General features: G+C 72.2%; 20 protein-coding genes and 1 tRNA gene. 11 read left to right on the plus strand and 10 right to left on the minus strand.

Translation table 11 applies throughout. The features are described 5' to 3' along the window. Positions 1–1,615 (minus strand): acyltransferase domain-containing protein (locus ACFVIU_RS14970; RefSeq protein ID WP_385842856.1); only part of this gene is annotated, 1,615 nt, incomplete at its 3' end. A 139-nt stretch (positions 1,616–1,754) separates the two neighbouring features. Further along, positions 1,755–3,170, minus strand: a complete 1,416-nt coding sequence (locus tag ACFVIU_RS14975) for an NAD(P)/FAD-dependent oxidoreductase (RefSeq protein WP_385842857.1) — start codon at positions 3,168–3,170, stop codon at positions 1,755–1,757. Between the two features lie 241 nt (positions 3,171–3,411). Between ACFVIU_RS14975 and ACFVIU_RS14980 the strand changes: the two genes are divergently transcribed. The 4 genes from ACFVIU_RS14980 to ACFVIU_RS14995 all read left to right on the plus strand — a co-directional run bounded on the left by ACFVIU_RS14980 (position 3,412) and on the right by ACFVIU_RS14995 (position 5,884). After that, positions 3,412–3,951 carry an FABP family protein gene (locus ACFVIU_RS14980; RefSeq protein ID WP_385842858.1) on the plus strand — a complete coding sequence of 180 codons (540 nt, stop codon included), beginning with the start codon at positions 3,412–3,414 and terminating at the stop codon, positions 3,949–3,951. Between the two features lie 14 nt (positions 3,952–3,965). Next, a complete protein-coding gene (locus tag ACFVIU_RS14985; RefSeq protein ID WP_385842859.1) occupies positions 3,966–4,103 on the plus strand; it encodes a hypothetical protein in 138 nt (45 codons plus the stop codon). A gap of 11 nt (positions 4,104–4,114) precedes the next feature. Beyond that, complete coding sequence (locus ACFVIU_RS14990; protein ID WP_385842860.1) at positions 4,115–4,687, plus strand: 4'-phosphopantetheinyl transferase family protein; 573 nt, start codon at positions 4,115–4,117, stop codon at positions 4,685–4,687. A gap of 426 nt (positions 4,688–5,113) precedes the next feature. Next, entirely contained in the window at positions 5,114–5,884 is a 771-nt protein-coding gene (locus ACFVIU_RS14995) for an IclR family transcriptional regulator (RefSeq protein WP_385842861.1), read from the plus strand. Between the two features lie 78 nt (positions 5,885–5,962). On the opposite strand, the gene ACFVIU_RS15000 is transcribed toward ACFVIU_RS14995, so the two are convergent. Continuing rightward, positions 5,963–7,189, minus strand: a complete 1,227-nt coding sequence (locus ACFVIU_RS15000; protein ID WP_385842862.1) for an MFS transporter — start codon at positions 7,187–7,189, stop codon at positions 5,963–5,965. 120 nt (positions 7,190–7,309) lie between these two features. Between ACFVIU_RS15000 and ACFVIU_RS15005 the strand changes: the two genes are divergently transcribed. Continuing rightward, positions 7,310–7,915, plus strand: coding sequence for a CGNR zinc finger domain-containing protein (locus ACFVIU_RS15005; RefSeq protein WP_385842863.1), 606 nt, complete (start codon positions 7,310–7,312; stop codon positions 7,913–7,915). Positions 7,916–7,981: 66 nt separating this feature from the next. Here the strand turns inward: ACFVIU_RS15005 and ACFVIU_RS15010 are convergent. Together ACFVIU_RS15010 and ACFVIU_RS15015 are read right to left on the minus strand one after the other, a co-directional pair. Next, a tRNA-Leu gene (locus ACFVIU_RS15010) sits at positions 7,982–8,066 on the minus strand. A 123-nt stretch (positions 8,067–8,189) separates the two neighbouring features. Continuing rightward, the gene (locus tag ACFVIU_RS15015) at positions 8,190–9,137 is read right to left on the minus strand and encodes a beta-ketoacyl-ACP synthase III (RefSeq protein ID WP_385842864.1); all 948 of its coding nucleotides are present in this window, start codon (positions 9,135–9,137) and stop codon (positions 8,190–8,192) included. 230 nt (positions 9,138–9,367) lie between these two features. Here ACFVIU_RS15015 and fdhD point away from each other — a divergent pair, with 230 nt between their 5' ends. Beyond that, the gene (gene fdhD, locus ACFVIU_RS15020; protein WP_385842865.1) at positions 9,368–10,216 is read left to right on the plus strand and encodes a formate dehydrogenase accessory sulfurtransferase FdhD; all 849 of its coding nucleotides are present in this window, start codon (positions 9,368–9,370) and stop codon (positions 10,214–10,216) included. A gap of 9 nt (positions 10,217–10,225) precedes the next feature. On the opposite strand, the gene ACFVIU_RS15025 is transcribed toward fdhD, so the two are convergent. Then, entirely contained in the window at positions 10,226–11,065 is an 840-nt protein-coding gene (locus ACFVIU_RS15025) for a LysR family transcriptional regulator (protein WP_385842866.1), read from the minus strand. A gap of 154 nt (positions 11,066–11,219) precedes the next feature. Here ACFVIU_RS15025 and ACFVIU_RS15030 point away from each other — a divergent pair, with 154 nt between their 5' ends. Next, entirely contained in the window at positions 11,220–11,939 is a 720-nt protein-coding gene (locus tag ACFVIU_RS15030; RefSeq protein ID WP_385842867.1) for an SDR family oxidoreductase, read from the plus strand. A gap of 454 nt (positions 11,940–12,393) precedes the next feature. Here ACFVIU_RS15030 and ACFVIU_RS15035 read toward each other — a convergent pair whose 3' ends face one another. Next, entirely contained in the window at positions 12,394–12,921 is a 528-nt protein-coding gene (locus ACFVIU_RS15035; protein WP_385842868.1) for an isochorismatase family protein, read from the minus strand. A 19-nt stretch (positions 12,922–12,940) separates the two neighbouring features. Then, entirely contained in the window at positions 12,941–13,378 is a 438-nt protein-coding gene (locus tag ACFVIU_RS15040; protein ID WP_385842869.1) for a MarR family winged helix-turn-helix transcriptional regulator, read from the minus strand. Positions 13,379–13,484: 106 nt separating this feature from the next. Here ACFVIU_RS15040 and ACFVIU_RS15045 point away from each other — a divergent pair, with 106 nt between their 5' ends. Then, positions 13,485–14,402, plus strand: a complete 918-nt coding sequence (locus ACFVIU_RS15045) for a zinc-binding alcohol dehydrogenase family protein (RefSeq protein WP_385842870.1) — start codon at positions 13,485–13,487, stop codon at positions 14,400–14,402. Between the two features lie 63 nt (positions 14,403–14,465). Here ACFVIU_RS15045 and ACFVIU_RS15050 read toward each other — a convergent pair whose 3' ends face one another. Then, the gene (locus tag ACFVIU_RS15050; RefSeq protein ID WP_385842871.1) at positions 14,466–15,512 is read right to left on the minus strand and encodes a bile acid:sodium symporter family protein; all 1,047 of its coding nucleotides are present in this window, start codon (positions 15,510–15,512) and stop codon (positions 14,466–14,468) included. 145 nt (positions 15,513–15,657) lie between these two features. Here ACFVIU_RS15050 and ACFVIU_RS15055 point away from each other — a divergent pair, with 145 nt between their 5' ends. Continuing rightward, complete coding sequence (locus tag ACFVIU_RS15055; protein WP_385842872.1) at positions 15,658–16,527, plus strand: LysR substrate-binding domain-containing protein; 870 nt, start codon at positions 15,658–15,660, stop codon at positions 16,525–16,527. Positions 16,528–16,668: 141 nt separating this feature from the next. Here the strand turns inward: ACFVIU_RS15055 and ACFVIU_RS15060 are convergent, their stop codons facing one another. Beyond that, positions 16,669–17,643 carry an Lrp/AsnC family transcriptional regulator gene (locus ACFVIU_RS15060; RefSeq protein ID WP_385843021.1) on the minus strand — a complete coding sequence of 325 codons (975 nt, stop codon included), beginning with the start codon at positions 17,641–17,643 and terminating at the stop codon, positions 16,669–16,671. Positions 17,644–17,768: 125 nt separating this feature from the next. Here ACFVIU_RS15060 and ACFVIU_RS15065 point away from each other — a divergent pair, with 125 nt between their 5' ends. Both ACFVIU_RS15065 and ACFVIU_RS15070 read left to right on the plus strand, forming a co-directional pair. Then, positions 17,769–19,262, plus strand: a complete 1,494-nt coding sequence (locus tag ACFVIU_RS15065) for an MFS transporter (RefSeq protein ID WP_385842873.1) — start codon at positions 17,769–17,771, stop codon at positions 19,260–19,262. Between the two features lie 312 nt (positions 19,263–19,574). Then, complete coding sequence (locus ACFVIU_RS15070) at positions 19,575–21,401, plus strand: AMP-dependent synthetase/ligase (RefSeq protein ID WP_385842874.1); 1,827 nt, start codon at positions 19,575–19,577, stop codon at positions 21,399–21,401. Positions 21,402–21,406 lie beyond the last annotated feature (5 nt).

Consider the following 21,406-nt stretch of genomic DNA (forward strand, 5'->3'; position numbering starts at 1 on the left):
CCTCCGGATACTCCAGCGCCTGCGCGTACAGACCCCGCACCGTCACGAACACCTCCTCCCGCCCCGGAACACCGGCCGCAGACGCACCCGGCTCCACACCGGCCGGCTCCACGACAGCCGGCTCGACCGCAGCCGTGTCCTGGGCGGCGGCGCCGCGGTGGCCGTTCAGTTCGTGGTGGATGAGGTCGGCGATCTTGTCGAGCGTCTCGTAGTCCGCCAGCCGGAAGTCCGAGCCCCGCGGCGGCAGCCCGAAGTGCTCCGACGCCCGCGACAGCAACTCGACCTGCTTCACCGAGTCCACGCCCAGCTCCGCCTCCAGCAGCACACCCGGCGTGAACACCTCCTCCGGATACTCCAGCGCCTGCGCGTACAGACCCCGCACCGTCACGAACACCTCCTCCCGCCCCGGAACACCGGCCGCAGACGCACCCGGCTCCACGGGAGCGCTGTCCTGAGCGCCGGCGCCGTCCTCCAGCGCGGTGCGGAAGTCCGACAGCCGGCGGTTCACCAGTGCGGCGACCTCGTGGCCCGTCGTGGTCCAGAAGGTGGAGAACTCCGCCGCGGACAGCTCGGGCGCCAGATACTGCCGCAGGGACTCCAGGCCGTCGCCGGTCGCCAGCCCCGCCTGCCGCAGCTCGGCCAGGGTGTCGGACAGGCGCAGGGTGTTGCCGCGGCCCATGGCCAGCGTGGCCAGCACGGTGAGACCGTCGGCGGTGCCCAGGCTCTTGGGCACCAGCGAGGTGAGGGCCGCGCGTCCGCCGGCCTCCACGAAGGTGCGCGCACCGTGCTCGTGCAGGAAGGCCACGGCGGAGGAGAACCGCACGGGCAGGGTGAAGTGGTCGGCCAACCGGTCGGCCAGGCTCTCGTCCTGGTCGTAGAAGCGCTGGAGGATCGGCGAGTAGACGGGGGTGTCCAGCCGGCCGCGGGCCAGGCCACGTACGGCGGCGGCGAAGTCGGGGGCCGCCGAGGCGAGTGCGGGGTTGTGGAACGCGAATCCGGCGTCCAGCGGGGCGCAGCCGATGTTGAGGTGCTCGGCGATGGCCTTGACCTGGGCGATGGCCTCGCGGGGGCCGCTCAGCACGGTCTGGGCCGCGTGGTTCTCGGTGGCCACGGCCAGGCGCTCGTTCTCGACGAGTGCGATCAGGTGCCGGCTGCGGGCGGGCGAGGCGGCGAGCGCGACCATCGCGCCGGTGCCCCCGTCGCGGCCGGCGATGGCGGCCGTGCGGCTCAGGACGATGCGGGCGCCGTCCTCGACGGAGTAGCCGCCCGCGGCCACCAGCGCGGTGATCTCACCGAGGCTGTGGCCCATGAGGGCGGACGGCCGTACGCCGTGCTCGGTCAGGATGTGATGGGCCGCCAGACCCGTTCCGTAGATGGCGAGTTGCGACACCCAGGGCTCGTCCTTGAGCAGCTCGGCGAGCTCCACCGGGGTGTCGCGGAACAGGGTCGGGGACAGCTCCCGGCCGTGTGCCTCCCGGGTGACGGTGTCGATCCGTTCGAAGACGGCCCGCACCTGCGGGTAGCCGTCGGCCGCGCGGCGGAGCGCGACACCGTCGAAGCCGCCCTGGCCGGGGAAGAGAAGGACGGGGCCGGTGTACTGCTGCGTACCGGTCATGGTGAGGTTCCTCCAGAACGAGGTGTCACGGGGCTGTGCCCCGGGCAGCCGCGCAACGACGTCGACGCTGCGTGCGTTGCGAGCGTTGCGTGCGTGTCGTCAGGGTGGGTGAGGGAGAGGGTGCGGCCTGGGCGCGGGCTCAGGCAGCCGGGCTGCGCAGAAGCAGCTCACCCATCAGGCCGAGGCGGGCCGCGAGGAGCCGGTCGGCGAGCCGGGCCGTGCTCTCCGGCCGGCCGGGGACGGCATGCAGCAGCCAGCGCAACATGCGGATCTTCGGGGGCAGTCCGCCCTCTTCGTTGAGGAAGTCGAACAGCTCGCGGAAGGTACGACGGGAGTAGAACTCCGTCGGTGGAACGACCGTGGCGAACAGGCCGATCATGCCGCGCGCATGCCAGGGGCTGCGGCTCATCGCCTCGATGAGCGCGCGCTCCTCCACCGTGTGGTCGAGGATGCGCGCATAGTCGCGGGTGTAGTCGTAGTGGTCCCGGACGAGCGCGTCCCGGGCACGGGCGTACGACGCCAGCTCCAGGTCCATGCCGCGGCCGCCGGACAGCCCCTGGTGCACGGCGTCCGCGAGGAGTTCGGCACTGAGCACCGCGTGCGTGATGCCGGAGGCGGTGATCGGATCCCGGGTCGCTGAGGCGTCGCCCACGAGGGCCCAGCCCGGACCGTGCGACGTGCGCAGGAAGTTGGGGACGGAGCCGGTGAGCCAGCGATCGGCCCGACGGCCCGCCCGGACCTCTTCGGCGAGGTCCGGGTCGGCATCGGCCAGAGCGGCGATGACTGCCCGGTCCGTGGCCTCGTCACCGTTCGGTGCGGGAAACTCCGCCGTGGGCCAGGCCACTCCGACGATCGACAGCCCGTCATGGGTGGGCCAGGTGAAGGGGTGCCGGCGGTTCTTGCGGTAGGTACGGACGAGGGACGACTGCGGCATGCCCTCCCAGTACGTCCACAGGCTCTTGCTCAGCACCGGTTCGGCGCAGTACTGCTCGGCGCCGACCAGCCGGGCCACCTTGGAGTTCTTGCCGTCGGCGCCGATGACGACGGCGGCCTTCTCCTGGAAGCGGCCGGCGCCCTTGGTGGTGCCTGCGACGCCGATCACGGTGCCGTCCTCGTCGCGCAGCAGCTCCTGGACCGAGGTCTCCTCGCGCAGTTCGACACCGGCGTCGACCGCGCGGTGCACCAGGGCCTCGTCCAGCTTGATGCGCGGGGGCGACAGCGCGTAGTCCACGTCCTCGACGGCGGGCAGCGCGGCCTCGAGCCGTACCGGGCCGCTCTGGAGGCTGTAGCGGGTGAGGTGCGGAATGGCGTGGTCGCCCAGCCGGTCCAGCACACCCCACTGCTTCAGCCGCTGGACGCCCGGCGGGTGGATGAGATTCGTGGACGACGACGTAGGGCTGGGAAAGCGCGCACGGTCGACCATCAGCACCCGGTGCCCGAGCCGAGCCAGCAACAGAGCTGTGGATGCACCGGATATTCGCGCACCTACAACAATGGCGTCATACACAAAGGCCCCCGTCCGCCAAAAAAGATATCCGGGTGAGACCCGGCCCATGCAGCGTAACAAGACCGCCCGAGGATCCGTCAATCTTTTCCTGGCCGGTCAACTTCCTGCAATATTTCCAGTGAGCGAGAAAGGCGCCCGCGTTTCTCGCAGGCCGAGAAACGGTGATTGAAACCCGAAGAAGCCGCCGGTTTCTCATACACCGAGAAAAGCGCGAAGATATCGAGGAATTCGGCCCGAGCCCGCTACGCTGCACCCAGTCCGGGCGCATACACCTACAGGAGTGAGCAGCGTGCTTGATTCGGCACAGGCCCCTTTCCCTGACAGCCACGTCGCAGGCGTCGGGCCCGAACCGCACCCATGGCTGGCGCCCGCCGTCGCCCTTCTGGGCCGGTGGCTGGGAACCGGCACCGTCGGATACGGCACCATGGCCGAGGAGCTGCCGTACGCGCAGGAGATCACCTTCAGTCATGACGGCAGGCCCTTCCTGCGCTACGAAGCGCGTGCCTGGCTGACCGACGCCGACGGCCGGCCGGTACGCCCGTCGGGCCGCGAGACCGGCTGGTGGCGGGTCATGCCGGACGGCTACCTGGAGGCGGTGGTCGCGCACCCCACGGGGATCGTGACCACATACGTCGGCCGCATCTCCGGCAGCGAGATCGAGATGACCTCGCGGGACATGGCCGTCACCCCGCTGGCGAAGGAGGTCACCGGGTCCCGGCGCAGCCTCAGGCTCGACGGGGACGAGCTGACCGTCGTACAGGAACTCGAGGCGGTGGGCGAGCCCCTCCAGCAGCACCTGTCCACCCGCCTGCGGCGCCGCCCCGCCTGATGGGCGCCGGAGTCATGGAACTGCGCTGGTGGCGGTACGACGCGCCGGTGCCCGACGGTTTCCCCGAGCTGCTCGACGCGGCGGAGCGCGCCAGGGCGGGAGCCTTCCGCTTCGCCGCGCACTCCGCCGGTTCGTCTGGGCGCGCGCCATGACCAAGCGGCTCGTGAGCAGCACCGCGGGGGTGCCCGTCCATGAGGTGCGACTGACCCGTGCGGCCTGTCCGGCCTGCGGCGACACAGGGCACGGCCGGCCCGTGGCGGACCTCGGGAAGGGCACCGTGCACCTCAGCCTCTCGCACAGCGACGGCTACTCGGCCCTGCTGCTGTCCCGAGAACATCCGGTGGGCCTCGACATCGAGCGGGTGCGCCCCATGCCCGTCGCCACGCTCGCCCCGGCCACCCTGTGCGCGGACGAACGCTCCTACGTTTTCGACGAGCCGCCGGGCGACCGTCGCTCAATGGCTTACTTGCGCTGCTGGACCCGGAAAGAGGCCGTCCTGAAGGCAGTGGGTACGGGAGTCGTGGGCGACCTGACCCTGCTGGAGGTGAGCCCTCGGGAGGAGGTGGCGCGCGTGCTGCACGGTACGGGCGAAGGCCCGAGTGACTGGCATGTGAGCAACCTCGGGCCGCTCCCCGGCCTCCTGGCGGCGGTGGCCCGACCCGCCGGTGCGGACCGGGCCGTCGTGGTGCGCGAGGCCGGCGCCGACCTCACGGGTCCGCTCGTCCCGATGGCCTGATTCAGCCTGGCCGACTCGGCAAATGTAACGGAAAAATTGACTCGAAAGCGTTGGAGAGAGACTTCAGTCACACGCTCCCGGGGCACGTTCGAGGTAAAGTCCGCCCTACACAAGGATTGACACGGGGGGCTGTGACATGCATTGCGTGCCGCTAGCTATGCACTTCAAAGCGCTATATTCATCACATTTCCGACATCTCGGTGCCGGTGGGACGACCTGCGCAACTGCCTCTCACTGAAGTCACCCCGGTGACTCCTTCGCCTGACGGCTGCGTTTCTCCCTTTCCGGATCGAGAGGTCACCCATGCATCAGGGCACCGCTCAACACTCTGAAGCCACATCCAGCAGTATTTCCTCAGGCCGACAGCAGAATCACACTTCATCACAGGGCACATCGCCCCCGGGCGGAACGAGCTACACCGAGCGAGTGTTTCGCGTACAACAGGCATTCACCCAGCTCGGTGGCGAGGTGCACGGGCTCGCGGAACTGGCCCGCGCCTCCGCGCTGGACGACTCCACCGTCTACCGGATTCTTCGTTCCGGCATTCAGCAGGGCGCGTTCGCACAGGTTTCCCGCGGCCGCTACCGCCTCGGCCCGGCGGCCGCGCGCCTGGGCACCCAGGCGCTGACCCCTCGGCTCGACCGCACCGCACTGGGCAACTGCCTGGAACAACTGCGTCTCGCCACCGACGGTGGCACGGTGTTCCTGTACGGCCTGACCAACCTGGGCCACCCGCAGCGGCACTGCATCGACATGGCGGTGGGCTCCTCCGACCTGTCGGAACTGGGCCTGACCCTCCGGGACCTCATGAGCATCAGCCGCTCGTTGCGGATCGGCGCGTCGGGCCGGGCGATCCTCGCCCATCTCTCCGACCACCTGCTCCAGCGGGTACTGGCGGAGGAACTGCCCCCCGTCGTGGGCCCCGGGGTGTACCGGGACCGGAACAAGCTGCTCGCCTCCCTCGCCGAGATCCGGGCCAGAGGGTACGCGTTCGGGTTCCAGGAGTGCGTCCACGGCCGGGACTCGGTCGCCGCACCCGTGCTGTGGGACGGCACCGTGCTGGGCTCCGTCGTCGTACTGAAGCCGGCACCCCTGCCGGCCGCCGTCCGGGACCGCTTCGTGCTGGCGGTCAAGTCCACCAGTGCCGAGGTGAGCCGGCTGATCGGAGGCTTCGAACCACACAGCCGGATCGCCTAGTACTCCTCCGTCCCGGCCGGCACAGGGCCCGCGCGGACCGCCGACCGGTCCGCGCGGGCCCCGCCGCTGTTCACGCGCTCAACGTGGTGCGGTGACAGCAGGCTCCCCGGCCGGGGTGTCCTCCTGCGCCCGGCGCAGCCCCCGCCTGATCAGCAGGTGGCCCGCCTCGCCGATGAGCAGGCCGACGACGACGATCGCCGCGGACGGCACACCCAGGTAGCGCATGTCCACCACGTGATCGAGCAGGAATCCGCCGATCACCGGGGCGAGGGAGACACCGACGTAGTTCGCGGAGGAACTCAGCGAGATGGACATCTGGGCGACCGCCGGGTTCACCCCGGCGAGCCGGTGCTGGATCGGGACGAGCATCGCCCAGCCACAGGCACCCCACAGCATCACGGCGATGAAGGCGGTCACCAGGTGGCGGCTGGTCCACGGGGTCGTGGCGAAGACGGCGATCGCGATGACGCCGGCCGTGTTGATCACGACGCGGTTGCCGAACTTGTCGGTCAGCCGTCCGGACGTCATGTTTCCGACCACCGCCGCGACACCCCAGGCGAACAGCAACCAGGCCAGCCTCCTGCCGCTGCCGTCCGTGGCGGGCGCGAAGATCTGGCTGACGTAGGTGTACAGGATGAACAGGCCGCTGTAGCCGACCAGGACCAGCAGCAGCGTCAGAGCGATCCGCGGATCGGTGAGCGGCGACAGCCGCTGCTTGAGCGTGGCCGCCGGCGGGCTGGGCACGGAGGGCAGCGCCACGGAGATGGCGATCGCGGCCAGCACGCCGACCGCGGCGACGAAGACCATGGTGCCGCGCCAGTCGGTGAATCCGCTGATCGCGGTGCCGATGGGAGATCCGAGGGCAGTCGCGGCACTCAGGCCGCCGAACAGGATGGACAGGGCCGTGCCCCGCCGCTCCGGCCCGGCGAGCGCGACGACGACTCCGGCCGCGGTGGGAGTGAACATGGCACCGCCGAGCGCGGCCACCACCCGGAAGCCCATGGCCACCTCGAACGTGGGCGCGAGCCCGGTGCCGATGTTGCCCGCGATGAACACCAGCAGGCCGCTGATCAGCAGGAGCCTGCGGGGCACTCGGGCGGCGACGGCCGCCACGACGGGCGAGAGGATCGCGTAGGACAGCGCATACGCCGTGATCAGCTCCGCGCTCGTGGGCACGCCGACGTCCAGGTCCTTGGCCACGCTGGGCAGGATGCCCGCGGCCACGAAGCTGTCCGTGCCGATGGCGAACATGCCGATGGCCAGCGTGATGAACCGCAAGATGAGGCCTTTGTCTGACTTTGCCATAAGAGATTCCCCTGGGGACGCGAAGCCGAGGCACCTAACGGTAAAGCATTGAATTCTCCGTTAGACATCATCAGACCTTACGCCATCCTCACGGGAAACCTCAAGTGTTACCGTTACGACATGGACGCTGCCGAAACCTCCACAGCGACGCCGCCGGCGCAGGTGCCGGGCGAGGAACACCACCACGCCCTGGCCCTGGTCAACACGGAGTTCAACCGCCCGAACGGCCCGTACGACGGGCTCCAGGACGGCCACGCAGCGCTCGCCTGGCTGGCCGAGCGCGACATGCCTCTCACCAGGGATGCGCTCAGCGAGCGCGAGACGGGACGACTGCGCGAGCTGCGCCACTCCTTGAGGGAACTGCTCGACGCGCACGTCAAGGGCGCCCACCCCGATACGGCCGCCCTGTCCACGCTGAACAGCGCGCTCGCGGCGGCCCCGGCCGTGCGCGAGGTGCGCTGGGAGGAATCGGGGGCCGTGGTGGCGACACGCCATCCCGCCGACGACCCCCTCGGCACGGCCATCACCGCCATCGCCGAGGACGGCGTGGATCTCCTCACCGGCCCGTCGAGCCGGCGCCTGGCCATGTGCGGGGCGCCCGGCTGCACCCGCCTCTTCATCCGCACCCACGGCGCCCGCCGCTGGTGCTCGGACCGCTGCGGCAACCGCGTCCGCGCGGCGCGCCACTATCTCGACCGCTCGGCCCGGCACAAGCGGTCGTCCTGACCGCAGAAAACGGCGAGGGCCCCGACCATCAGGTCGGGGCCCTCGCCTCCGTATCGCTACGGTATGTGTCCGAGGGGGGACTTGAACCCCCACGCCCGATAAAGGGCACTAGCACCTCAAGCTAGCGCGTCTGCCATTCCGCCACCCGGACTAGGTGTCTGCCGCCTTGCGGGGGCTGTTCCCCGCGGCGACATGGACAACCATACCAAGGTTTCGGAGTGCGTTTCACCTGCGTATCCGCGTGCACCGGGCGTGAGGGCGGGTGGCCGTCCGCTCAGGGGCACCGGACGACCTGGCCGGCGTACGACAGGTTCCCGCCGAAGCCGAAGAGCAGCACCGGGTCGCCGCTGGAGAGCGCTCCCTGTTCGAGGAGCTTGGAGAAGGCGAGCGGGATGCTCGCGGCGGAGGTGTTGCCGGACTCGGTGACATCGCGGGCGACGACGGCGTTGACCGCGCCCAGCTTCTGCGCGAGGGGTTCGATGATCCGCAGGTTGGCCTGGTGCAGGACGACCCCGGCGAGATCCTCGGGGGCCACGCCGGACCGCTCGCAGGCGCGGCGGGCGATGGCGGGCAGCTGGGTCGTCGCCCAGCGGTAGACGCTCTGGCCCTCCTGGGCGAACCGCGGCGGCGTGCCCTCGATGCGCACCGCGTGCCCCATCTCCGGCACCGACCCCCACAGCACCGGTCCGATGCCGGGCCGCTCCCCCGGCGGGCAGGCCTCGACGACGGCGGCGCCGGCCCCGTCGCCGACCAGCACACAGGTGGTGCGGTCGGTCCAGTCGGTGACCTCGGACATCTTGTCGGCGCCGATGACCAGGGCCCGGGTGGCGGCGCCCGCCCGGACGGTGTGGTCGGCGGTGGCCAGCGCATGGGTGAATCCGGCGCACACGACGTTGACGTCCATCGCGGCGGGCTGCGGGATGCCGAGCCGGGCGGCGACCCGGGCGGCGGTGTTCGGCGAGCGGTCGATCGCCGTGGAGGTGGCGACGAGGACCAGGTCGATGTCGGCGGGGGTGAGGCCGGCCGCGGCGAGCGCCTTGGCGGCGGCATGGGCGGCCAGCTCGTCCACCGGCTCGTCGGGGCCGGCGATGTGCCGGGTGCGGATGCCCACCCGGCTGCGGATCCACTCGTCGCTCGTGTCGACCATGCCGGCCAGGTCCTCGTTGGTGAGCACCTTGGCGGGCTGGTAGTGACCGATGGCGGCGATGCGCGAGCCGTTCATGTCGGGGATCCCCCTCGTGGCCGTGGGTAGCGGGATCCACCAGTCTGTTCAGTGACTCACCGGTACGACGGCAGGTGAAGCCACAGGAATCGGGCGTCGGGATTGTCGGCTCCCGTCAGACACTCGGACATCCGTGCACCGGGGCACCCGGGGCGGGCTGCGCCCGGCCTCGCGGGTGCAGGACAATGTGTGCTGCTGCCAGCACACAGAGAACCGGGGCTGATCGGAACATGGGACGGGTCACGGAACGCCGCAGGGTCCTCCGCATCCGGGACGGGGCGGTCTCCTCCCGCGCGGACACGCTCGTCGCCGAGGAGCCGCTGGAGATCCGGCTGAACGGCAAGCCGCTCGCGATCACCATGCGGACGCCGGGTGACGACTTCGCGCTGGCCGCGGGGTTCCTGGTGAGCGAGGGCGTGCTGGCGACCGCGGCCGACCTCCAGAACATCGTCTACTGCGCGGGGGCGACCGCCGACGGGTCGAACACCTACAACGTGGTCGACGTCCGGACCGCCCCGGACGTGGTCCTGCCCGAGGTCACGCTGGAGCGCAACGTCTACACCACCTCCTCCTGCGGGCTGTGCGGCAAGGCGAGCCTGGACGCCGTACGGACCACCGCGCGCTGGCCGATCGCCGACACTCCCCCGGTGCGGGTCACCCCGGAGCTGCTGGCGGGCCTTCCGGACCGGTTGCGGGCGGCGCAGCGGGTCTTCGACCGGACCGGCGGTCTGCACGCGGCGGCCCTGTTCAGCGAGGACGGGGAGCTGGTGGACGTACGGGAGGACGTGGGCCGGCACAACGCGGTCGACAAGCTGGTCGGCCGGGCTCTGCAAGACGGCGGTCTGCCGCTGTCCCGGACGCTGCTCCTGGTCTCCGGCCGGGCCTCCTTCGAGCTGGCGCAGAAGGCGGTGATGGCGGGGATCCCGCTGCTGGCGGCGGTGTCGGCGCCGTCGTCGCTGGCGGTGGACCTGGCGGCGGAGACCGGGCTGACGCTGGTGGGCTTTCTGCGGGGCGGGTCGATGAACGTGTACGCGGGCGAGGACCGTATCGCGCTGGAGGAGCACGCCGCCTCCGAGTGAGGGCGGCCCTCAGCCCTGCGTCTCGTCCGCTCCGGCCGCCGCCGCGGCCGCGGCCTCGGCGAACGCGGTGACCAGGGGTGAGGGGCGGCCGGCCGCCCAGGCGAGCAGGATCCGGTCGGGCTCGGCGTCGAGGACGGGGACGTAGGCGACGTCCGGGCGGGAGTACTGCTCGGCGACCGAGCGGGGGACGAGGGTGATGGCGGTGCCCGTCGCGATGCACTCGAACTTCTCCTCGACGGTCCGCAGCGGCAGGTCGTCCGGCCCCGGCGTGCGGTAGCTGAGCCAGGTCTCGTCGGCGAGGTCGGCGAGGGTGAGTTCCGGCTTTCCGGCGAAGCGGTGGGCGGCCGGCAGCATCACCACGCGCGGCTCGGTGTAGAGGGGCCGCAGTTCGAGGCCGTCCTCGCGGAGCGGGGCGCGTACGTAGGCGATGTCGACGGTGCCGTCGAGGACGGACGGTTCCTGGTCGTCCCATTCCAGGCGGCGGGCCCGGGTGTCGACGTCCGGGTGGGCGGCCCGGAAGGCGCGCAGGGCCGGGGTGACGACGATGCCGGCGCGGAAGCCGATGACGAGCCGCCGGCGCCCGCCCGCGGCACGCCGCACCCTGCGCTGCGCCCCTTCGGCGGCGACGAGCAAGTGCCGTGCCTCCGCGAGGAGTTGGTCTCCCGCGTCGGTCAGGGTCACACCGTGGCTGTCGCGGACGAACAGCTCGGCGCCCAACTCCTTCTCCAAGGACCGGATCTGACGGCTGAGCACCGGCTGGGCGATGTGCAGCCGCTCGGCGGCCCGCCCGAAGTGCAGCAGTTCCGCCACGGCGGTGAAGTAGCGCAGCTTGCGCAGGTCCAGGTCCATGGCTGCTTCCCCGTGGGGTCGTACCGGCGGTGATGCCCTCAGGGTATCGCCGTGGCCGGAAGAGGTCTTGGACGGCTGGACGCCCGTGGCCACAGGCTGGAGCGGCAGCCGGGAACCCGGCGGCGAGAACCAACGACGGGCAGGAGAACCGGTCATGGGGTTGCGGGGACAGCGTGTGGTCGTCATCGGCGGTACGTCGGGCATCGGGCTGGCGGTCGCCGAGGGCGCGGGACGGGAGGGCGCCGAGGTGGTCGTCGTCTCGCGCCGGCAGGAGAGTGTGGACGCGGCGCTGAAGCAGCTGCCGGAGGGCACCGAGGGACACGTGCTGGATGTGACGGACGAGGACGCGATCCGCGCGTTCTTCGCCCGGATCGGCGCGTTCGACCACCTGGTCTGTACGGCGGGTGAGCCGCTGCTGCTGGGCGGTGCGGCGGAGACGGACCTCGGGGAGGCCCGGCGGTTCCTCGACACGCGGCTGTGGGGTGCGTACGCGCTGGCGAAGCACGGCGCCGGGTCGGTGCGCGCCGGCGGTTCGGTGGTGCTCACGACCGGCACGGCGGGACGCCGGCCGGCCCCGGGCACGTCGGTGCTGGCGGCGCTGTGCGGGGCGGTGGAGTCGCTGACCCGGGCGCTGGCGCTGGAGCTGGCGCCGGTGCGGGTGAACGCGGTGGCGCCCGGCATGGTGCGCACCGAGCTGTGGCGCGAGCTGCCGGAGGAGCAGCGCGAGGGGCTGTACCGCGCTTCCGCCGAGTCGCTGCCGGTGGGCCGGGTCGGCGAGCCGGCGGACGTGGCGGAGGCGTACCTGTACCTGATGCGGGGTGCCTACAGCACCGGCTCGGTGGTGGTCGCGGACGGCGGCGGAACCCTGGTCTGACAGCAGCCCCCGGCCGCCGTACCCGCCCCGCGGTGCGGCGGCCACTGTGCTGAGCCCCGGGGGGACCGAGCGCCGCACCCACCCCGGAGAGCGCCGACCGCCGCAGGAACCCCGAGGACGCCGGCGGCCGGGGGCAATCGGCTACCCCCTGGGGGTGCGGGCCACCGCACCCAGCCCGGGGAGACCGGCGCCCTCGCCCAACCCGGGGAAGAACCGACCGCCACACCCACCCGGCGGGCCACCGGACACCGCCCCAGCCCCAGCCCCGGGGGGACCGACCGCCTCACCCACACCGCAGGATGCCGACCGCCGCGCCCAGCCCGGAGGGACCGGCTGCCGCACCCGCGGGTCGGCCGCCGCGCACAGCGCCGGATGCCGGCCGTCGCACCCGCCCGCGCGGCACCGCCACCCCGCTGCACCCCAGGGAGCACCGACCCCGGCACCGGTGCGAGCGTCAGTCACGCGCCAGGCGCAGTCGGTCCGCGGTGGTGACGGTGCCGAGGCGGGGGAAGTCGAGCCGTACCGAGGCCTCGTGTTCGGCGGCGGTGAGGGCGGTCAGGGCGTCCTCCGCGAAGACGAGGTCGTAGCCGTGGTCGGCGGCGGCGCGGGCGGTGGACTCGACGCCGAGGTTGGTGGCGATGCCGCCGAGCACCAGGGTGGTGACGCTCCGTTCCCGCAGCGCCGCGTCGAGCCCGGTGTCGTGGAACGCGCCGACGGTCCGCTTGACCACTTCGAGGTCGCCGTCCTGGCGCAGGCCCGGCACCAGACCGCTGCCGGGCGGCTGTTCCGGGACGCCGGGGCGTTCGACCCGGACGAGGACGACGAGCGCGCCGGCGGAGCGGAAGGAGGCCGCCAGCTCCTCGGCGACCGCGAGGACTTCGGCACCTTTGCGGGGTTCCAGCGGGAGCGCGACGATGCGTTCCATCAGGTCGACGAGGACGAGGGCGGTGCGCTGCGGGTCCAGGACGTGAGCTGCGGTCATGACGGAACGTTAGCCGCCGTCAGCCGTCCGCACCGGAAATGCGGGTCAACAGGCCCATGAACTGCTCGCGTTCGGCCGCCGACAGCGGGGCGAGGAGCGCGTCGTTGGCCGCGCGGGCCGCCCGCTCGCAGCGGTCGAGGAGGCGCGCGCCCCCGTCGGTGAGGGAGACCGCGTTCTTGCGCCGGTCGCGCGGGTCGGGGGCGCGCAGCACGAGGCCGGAGGACTGGAGGTCGTTGAGGATGCCGACCAGGTCCTTGGGGTCGAGTCCGATGCCGCGGCCGAGGTCGGCCTGGGCGACCGGGCCGAGGTCGCGGACGGCGGAGAGGGTCACGTGGTGCCACATCTTCATGCCCTCGGCGGCGAGGGCGTCGGCGACCAGGGCGCGGCCGCGGGCGGCGGCCCGGCCCAGCAGCCAGCTGGGCAGGGAGCGGATCGCGGGCAGGGGTGCTTCGGCCATGCCGGAAGCCTATCGAAGAATCGTTGGACTTCCCCATGAACTCCCGTTACCGTTGGGATCCCCAACGAATTTCGTGGGTGTTCCCAACGAATGCGAGGTGTCGGCCATGCGCCGTGTCCGGTACGAGTCCACCGGCGGCCCGCTCTTCACGGAGGAGGTCCCGGTCCCCGAGCCCGGCCCCGGCGAGTTGCTGGTGCGCTGCGCGGCGATCGGGGTCACCCTGCCCGTGGTCCGCAAGGTCACCGAGTCCGCCGAGCCCATCCCGCTGGGCGGCGAACTGGCCGGCGAGGTGGTCGCGGTGGGCGCGGGGGTGGCCCGGTTCACCGTGGGCGACCGGGTGACCGGGCTGTGCTTCGGGCACGGCTACGCCGACTTCGCCGTCCTGCACGAGGCCATGGCCTCCCCGGTCCCCGACGGGGCCGGCGCCGTCGACGCGGTGGCGCTCGTGCGCAGCGGGCTGGTCGCGTACGGCGCGCTGGAGTCGGCGCGCCCCGCCCCCGGCGAGTCGGTGCTGGTCACGGCGGCCGCCAGCGGGGTCGGGCATCTCGCGGTGCAGCTGGCGCGGGCGAAGGGCGCGGGCCGGGTGGTGGGCGCGGTGTCCGATCCGGCGAAGACGGATTTCGTGCGCTCACTGGGCGCGGACGACTGCGTACGGTACGGCGACGACAGCTGGGGGGAGCCGGTGGACTGCGTCCTGGACGCGGTCGGCGGCGAGCTGCTCGCCCCCGCCCTCGCCGCCCTCGCCCCGCACGGCCGGCTGGTCGCCTACAGCTCGGGCGGCGGCACGATCCGGGCGTACGACCTGCTGGTGGGCGCCAAGTCGGTGATCGGCTTCCAGATGGCGCTCATCGCCCGCGGCCGGCCGGAGCTGTACGAGCAGTGGCGCCAGGAGCTGTGGCGGATGTTCACCGAGGGCGCCCTGAAGCTCGTCGTACACGCCGAGTTCGCGCTGGAGGACGCGGCGAGGGCGCACGCGGTGATCGAGGCACGGGCCAACCTCGGCAAGGTCGTACTGCGCCCGTGAGAGCCGCCTTCGATGAGGCGGGCACTCACCGACGACGAGCCGGCCGACCGGCAGGTGCTGGGCTCAGCGCAGGACACCGTTGTGCGGCTGCCCCTGGACCGGGTGGGCGACCGAGCCCGCCGGGGCCTGCCGGGGCTCCTCCTCCGGGTCGCGGGCCCGCCGCTTGGCGATCACCGCGCACACCATCAGCTGCATCTGGTGGAAGAGCATCAGCGGCAGTACGGCCAGGGAGGCATGGGCGCCGAACAGCACGCTCGCCATGGGCAGCCCGGAGGCGAGGGACTTCTTCGAGCCGGCGAACTGGATGGCGATCCGGTCCGCCCGGCCGAAGCCGAGCGCCTTGCCGCCGTACCAGGTCAGCAGGAGCATCACGGCCAGCAGGACGGCCTCGACGGCGAGCAGCGCGCCGAGCCGGCCGGGGCTGATCCGGTGCCAGATGCCGCGGGTCATGCCCTCGCTGAAGGCGGTGTACACGACCAGCAGGATCGAACCGCGGTCGACCAGTCCGAGGACCTTCTTGTGCCGGGTGACGAAGCCGCCGATCCAGCGGCGCAGCAGCTGCCCGGCCAGGAACGGCACCAGCAGTTGCAGCACGATCTTGAGCAGCGAGTCGGCGGAGAACCCGCCGCCGCTGTTGCCGAGCAGTCCGGCGGCCAGCAGCGGGGTGAGGACGATGCCGACGAGGGAGGAGAAGGAGCCCGCGCAGATCGCCGCGGGCACGTTTCCCCGGGCGATGGAGGTGAAGGCGATGGACGACTGGATCGTGGACGGGACCAGCGTCAGGAAGAGCAGGCCCTGGTAGAGCGGCTGGGTCAGCAGCACGGGCACCAGGGCGCGCGCCGCCAGCCCGAGCGCCGGGAAGACGAGGAAGGTGCAGGCCAGCACGGTGAGGTGGAGCCGCCAGTGACGCAGTCCGTCGAGCGCCTCCCGGGTGGACAGCCGGGCGCCGTAGAGGAAGAAGAGGAAGGCGATCGCGGCCGTGGAAGCGCCGGAGGCCACATCGGCGGCGGTGCCCTGGGCGGGCAGCAGCGCGGCCAGCCCCACGGTCCCGAGAAGCAGCACGATGTACGGGTCGATCGGCAGCCGACTCGGCCAGCGCAGGCGTTTCACGGTGCTCCGTTCGCTCAGATGTGATGTTCCGTCTCCGGGCCCACCAGGGCCACTTTCCATCGTCTCCTTCCGTCGACCGATCGGGAAACCTGCATACCACTCTGACTGTCATCACGTATCGCGATGACCGCGCTAGTCTGGTCCGGTGTACGACCCCACCCAGCTCCGCACCTTCCTCGCAGTCGCCCAGACGCTGAGCTTCACCCAGGCCGCGCGGCGGCTCGGGGTGCGCCAGTCCACGGTCAGCCAGCATGTGCGGCGGCTGGAGGACGCGGCCGGCCGGCAGCTGTTCTCGCGGGACACCCATTCGGTGGAGCTGACCGAGGACGGCGAGGCGATGCTCGGCTTCGCACGCCGGCTCCTGGAGGTGCACGAGCAGGCGACGGCGTTCTTCTCCGGCACCCGGGTGCGGGGCCGGCTGCGGTTCGGCGCCTCGGAGGACTTCGTGCTCACCCGGCTGCCGGAGATCCTGGAAAGCTTCCGCTACGACCATCCGGAGGTCGACCTCGAGCTGACGGTCGAGCTGTCCGGCACCCTCTACGAGCGGCTGGCCGCCGGAAAGCTGGACCTGGTGCTGGCCAAGCGGCGCCCCGAGGACCCGCGCGGCGCGCTGGTCTGGCGGGACGACCTGGTGTGGATCGGCGCCGAGCGGCTGCGGCTGGACCCGGACCGGCCGGTGCCGCTGATCGTCTATCCGCCGCCGGGCATCACCCGGGCCCGGGCGCTGGAGACGCTGGAGGGCGAGGGCCGGGAGTGGCGGATCGTCTGCACCAGCGGCAGCCTCAACGGGCTGATCGCCGCGGCCCGGGCCGGGCTCGGGGTGATGGCCCACGCCCGGCGGCTGATCCCTCCGGGCCTGTTCCGGCTGCCGGACCGGGCCGGGCTGCCGGAGCTGGGCAAGGTCGACTTCGTCCTGGTCCACGGCCGCCACCGGGGCCCTGCGGACAGCCCCGCGAACGCCCTCGCGGCCGCGATCCTGGCAGGCGGCGAACGCCTGCGCCGCCGAAGCAGTTGAGCGAGCGCGACCAGCGGGACACCGGCACACCGGCAAGTGCGTGCGGCCGTACCAGGGCGCCGGAGCCATACGGCAAAGTCCGACGCACCGGAGAAGCCTCATGGTCAGGCCGACGCGGAATACTGCAACCCCGGGCCGGCATCAGCGGGGTATCGGGTACGTCAGCTGTTTGACCCGGCGCAGGAACGGTGTCGTCTCCACGTGCTGGACTCCCTCCAGCCGGCCGAGGGGGCCGCTGAGGTAGGCGTACAGGCCCGCCGTGCTGCGGGTCAGCGCGGTGACGACCAGGTTGGACGGGCCGGCCGTGGCCGAGACCCAGGCGGTCTCCGCGTGGGTGGCCAGGGCCTGGCCGACGGAGTGCAGCGCGGCGGGGGCGGCGGTGATCCAGAGCGTGGCGACGACGGGATGGCCGAGGTTCTCGGTCTGGTACTCGACGTCGATGTACACCGCTCCGGAGGCGCGGAGCGTGGCCAGCCGGCGTCTGACCGAGGACTCCGAGCGGCCCGTGGCGCGCTGGAGCTCGGGGTAGCCGGCCCGGCCGTCGCGCTCCAGCACGGCCAGCAGGGGTTCGTCCTCGGGTTCGATCCGGGGCGGCCCGGGGTCGGGGTCGACGGCGGGGCGCAGCGCGGCGATCTGCTCGTCGGTGAGCGCGTGCAGCTTGCGGATCCAGCCCTCCGCACCACCGCCGTAGAACCGGTGCAGCAGCTGATGGGCGCGGATCTCGACCACGCTGGGGGTGCGGGGCAGCCTGCCGAGCAGCAGCTCGTCGTGGTCGCCGGGGGTGCGCGGGCGGGTCAGGCACAGCACCTCGGTGCCGCCCGAGGCCAGGCCGATCCAGTAGGTGTCGGGGCGCCGGGCCAGGGCCTCGGCGATGGCCGCGGCGCTGTCCGGGGCGCAGCGGATCCGCAGCATCCACTGGTCCTGGCCGAGCCGGTAGGCGTCCCGCATGGCCACGACCCGCAGACCGGCCTCGGCGGCGAGGCGCCGGTAGCGGCGCGCGACGGTCTGGTCGGACACGCCGAGTACGGCGGCGATCCGGCTGAAGGGGGCGCGTGCGTCGATCTCCAGCGCGGACAGCAGCTGGACGTCGAGCTGGTCGAAGGTGTCGGATTCCATTCTCGGCACGGGTTCTCCTGTCGGGTTCCGTCGGTTCCGCCTGGTCGAGCCGTCTGATCAGCCGCTGCGGGGCCATCGTACGGAGCAATGGGCGATCGGCCCAGGAGTCGGCAGGGAGTGGGGACATGCGGAGATGGGGGACGCTCACGGCCGTGTGCCTGGGCACGTTCATGTTGTTGCTGGACGTGACGATCGTGGTGGTGGCGCTGCCGGACATGGCCGGCTCGCTGCACGCCTCGCTCGGCGATCTCCAGTGGGTGGTGGACGGGTACGCGCTGGCGCTGGCCGCGCTGCTGCTCGGCGCGGGCGCGGCCGCCGATCTGCTGGGGCGCCGCCGGGTGCATGTGGCGGGTGTCGTGCTGTTCGCGGTGGCCTCGCTGCTGTGCGGGCTGGCCTCCGGGCCGGAGCTGCTGGTGGCGGCCCGGGCCTTGCAGGGGGTGGGCGCCGCGGCGATGTTCGCGACCACCCTGCCGCTGCTGGGCTCGGTCTACCAGGGCAGGCAGCGATCGGCGGCGCTCGGTGTGTGGGGCGCGGTGAGCGGTGGCGCCGCGGCGATCGGCCCGGTGCTGGGCGGTCTGATCACGGAGGGCCCCGGCTGGCGGTGGATCTTCTTCGTGAACCTGCCGGTGAGCGTGGTCGAGGTCTGGCTGACGCTGCGGGCGGTGCCGGAGTCCCGGGGGCCGCGCGGTATGAGGGTGGACTGGGCGGGCATGGTGTCCTTCGCCGGTTTCGGGGGCGGTCTGACCTACGCGGTGGTACGGGCCGGTGAGGACGGCTGGACGGCCCCGGCGGCGCTGCTGGCCTTCGGCTGCGCGGCGCTCGCGCTGGTGGTGTTCGTGCTGGTGGAGCGGCGGGCGGCGGATCCGCTGCTGGACCTGGCGCTGCTGCGGCGGCCGGCGTTCGCGGGCGTGCTGCTGGGCGCGTTCGCCTTCAACGGGGTGGCGTTCGGGGTGACGCCGTACCTGTCGATCTGGATGCAGACGCTGCTGGGGATGTCCCCGGTGCGCGGCGGGCTCACCCTGCTGCCGATGACGGTCGCGGCGATGATCGTCGCCGTGCTGGTGGGCCGGCTGCTGCACGGCGTACCCGCCCGGCTCACCATCGGCGGCGGGCTGCTGCTGATCGGCACCGGGAACCTGTGCCAGGCCGTGCTGGACGCGGGCGCCTCCTGGACCGCGCTGGTACCGGGGTTCGTGCTGGTCGGCATCGGCACCGGCTGTGTCAGCCCGACGGTCGCCGGGGCGGCACTGGCGGCGGTGCCGGCCGAGCGGGCCGGGATGGCGGGCGGCGCGGTGAACACGGTCCGCCAGCTCGGGTACGCGCTCGGCGTCGCCGTCTTCGGCACCCTCCTGACCTCGCGGATGACCGGCACGCTGGGGCACGACGCCGCGCACGCCCTGGCCGGCGGCGGGGCGGCGGGGCTGCGCGGCAGCGTCCCCGAGCACACGCTGCGCGCCGCGTTCGCCTCGGGCCTGGACACCGCGCTGGTGACCGCCGGCGTCGTCGGCCTGGTGGCGGGCGGGCTGGTGCTGTGGCTGGTGCGGACGGCAGGGCCGGGGGCGGGCGCGCCCGCGGGGCAGCCGCCGGCGCGGGAGCAGGCGATGGCGGTACGGCGCTGAGCCGTGCCTGGTGCGGGGCGGTCCGGGGAAGGCTCCCGGCCGCCCCGCGCGCACGCGTGCGCCGACCGGTGCGCCGTCACCGGTAATCGGCGCGTACAGATTCGGTGGAGATTACGGTACCGAAACTTACGGTACCGTCAGTTTTGTGTCCGGCCCTTCCCCATGTGCGGGCATTTTCCGCGTCCCGAGCGGGAAAAACGTGAGGTTTGCCCGGCTTCCCACCCCCTCCCGAACGGTGAACCGGTGGGGTAGCTTTCACGGCGCTGTGCCGCATCACGGCGTGACCAAACAGCGAGGACCGGGGAGCCAGGTTTGCGCGAGTTCACGAACCCGCCGTTGGCATCGCCGCCGCCGGTGGGCGGTCTGGCCGACGTCGTCTTCGAGCATGCCCGGACCGATCCCCTGCACATCGCCCTCGGCCGCAAGGACGCCTCCGGGCAGTGGCGGGACGTCACCGCCGCCGAGTTCCGCGACGAGGTCCTCGCCCTGGCCAAGGGGCTGCTGGCCAACGGCATCCGGTTCGGCGACCGGGTCGCGATCATGTCCCGTACCCGCTACGAGTGGACCCTGTTCGACTTCGCGCTGTGGGCGATCGGCGCGCAGGTGGTGCCCGTCTATCCGACCTCCTCGGCCGAGCAGTGCTTCTGGATGCTGTACGACGCCGAGGTGACGGCGGCGGTCGTGGAGCACGAGGACCACGCGATGACCATCGCCACCGTCATCGACCGGCTGCCGAACCTGCGGCGGCTGTGGCAGCTGGACGCCGGCTGTGTGCAGGAGCTGTACGACGCCGGGGCACATCTGGACGACGAGATGGTGCACCGGCACCGGCAGGCGGTCACCCCGGAGTCGGTCGCCACGATCATCTACACCTCGGGCACCACGGGCCGGCCCAAGGGCTGTGTCATCTCGCACGGCAACTTCATGTTCGAGGCGGACACCGTCATCCAGCGCTGGGAGCCGGTGTTCCACTCCAAGAAGGGCGACGAGGCGTCGACGCTGCTGTTCCTGCCGCTGGCGCATGTGTTCGGGCGGATGGTGCAGGTCGCCGCGATCCGCGGCCGGGTCCGCTTCGGCCACCAGCCGCAGCTGCACGCGGCCGCCCTGCTGCCCGACCTGGCCGCCTTCCGGCCGACGTTCATCCTCGCGGTGCCGTACATCTTCGAGAAGGTGTTCAACGCGGCCCGCCGCAAGGCGGAGAAGGACGGCAAGGCGGGGCCGTTCGAGAAGGCCGTCGAGATCGCGGTGAAGTACGCGGAGGCGGTGGAGGCGAAGGCCTGGGGCACCGGGCCGGGCCCGTCGGCGGGCCTGCGGATGCAGCACCAGCTGTTCGACAAGCTGGTGTACGCGAAGGTCCGCGCGGCGATGGGCGGCCGGATCCGGAACGCGATGTCCGGCGGCTCGGGGATGGACCGCCGGCTGGGGCTGTTCTTCGCGGGCGCGGGCGTGCAGATCTACGAGGGCTACGGGCTCACCGAGTCGACGGCCGCGGCGACCGCGAACCCGCCCGAGCGCACCCGCTACGGCACGGTCGGCCAGGCCATCCCCGGGGTGACCGTGCACATCGCCGACGACGGGGAGATCTGGCTGCACGGCGGCAATGTCTTCCAGGGCTATCTGAACAACCCGAAGGCCACCGACGAGACCCTGCACGACGGCTGGCTGGCCACCGGCGACCTGGGGACGCTGGACCAGGACGGCTATCTGACCATCACCGGCCGCAAGAAGGAGATCCTGGTGACCTCCGGCGGCAAGAGTGTCTCCCCCGGCGTGCTGGAGGAGCGGGTCCGGGACCATCCGCTGGTCAACCAGTGCATCGTGGTCGGCAACGACCGCCCGTACATCGCCGCCCTGGTCACCCTGGACCAGGAGGCCGTCGAGCACTGGCTGACGATGCGCAACAAGCCGCGGCTGACCCCGGCGGAGCTGGTGCGCGACCCGGATCTGGAGACGGAGGTGCGGCGGGCGGTGGTCGCCGCCAACACGCTCGTCTCGCAGGCCGAGTCGATCCGCACCTTCCGCATACTGGCGCAGCCGTTCACCGAGGAACACGGCCTGCTGACACCGTCGTTGAAGCTGAAGCGGAAGGCGATCGAGAAGGCGTACGAGCGCGAGGTCGAGGCACTTTACCGGACCTGATCCGC

The organism is Streptomyces sp. NPDC127190, from assembly GCF_042672505.1.
Taxonomy (GTDB): domain Bacteria; phylum Actinomycetota; class Actinomycetes; order Streptomycetales; family Streptomycetaceae; genus Streptomyces.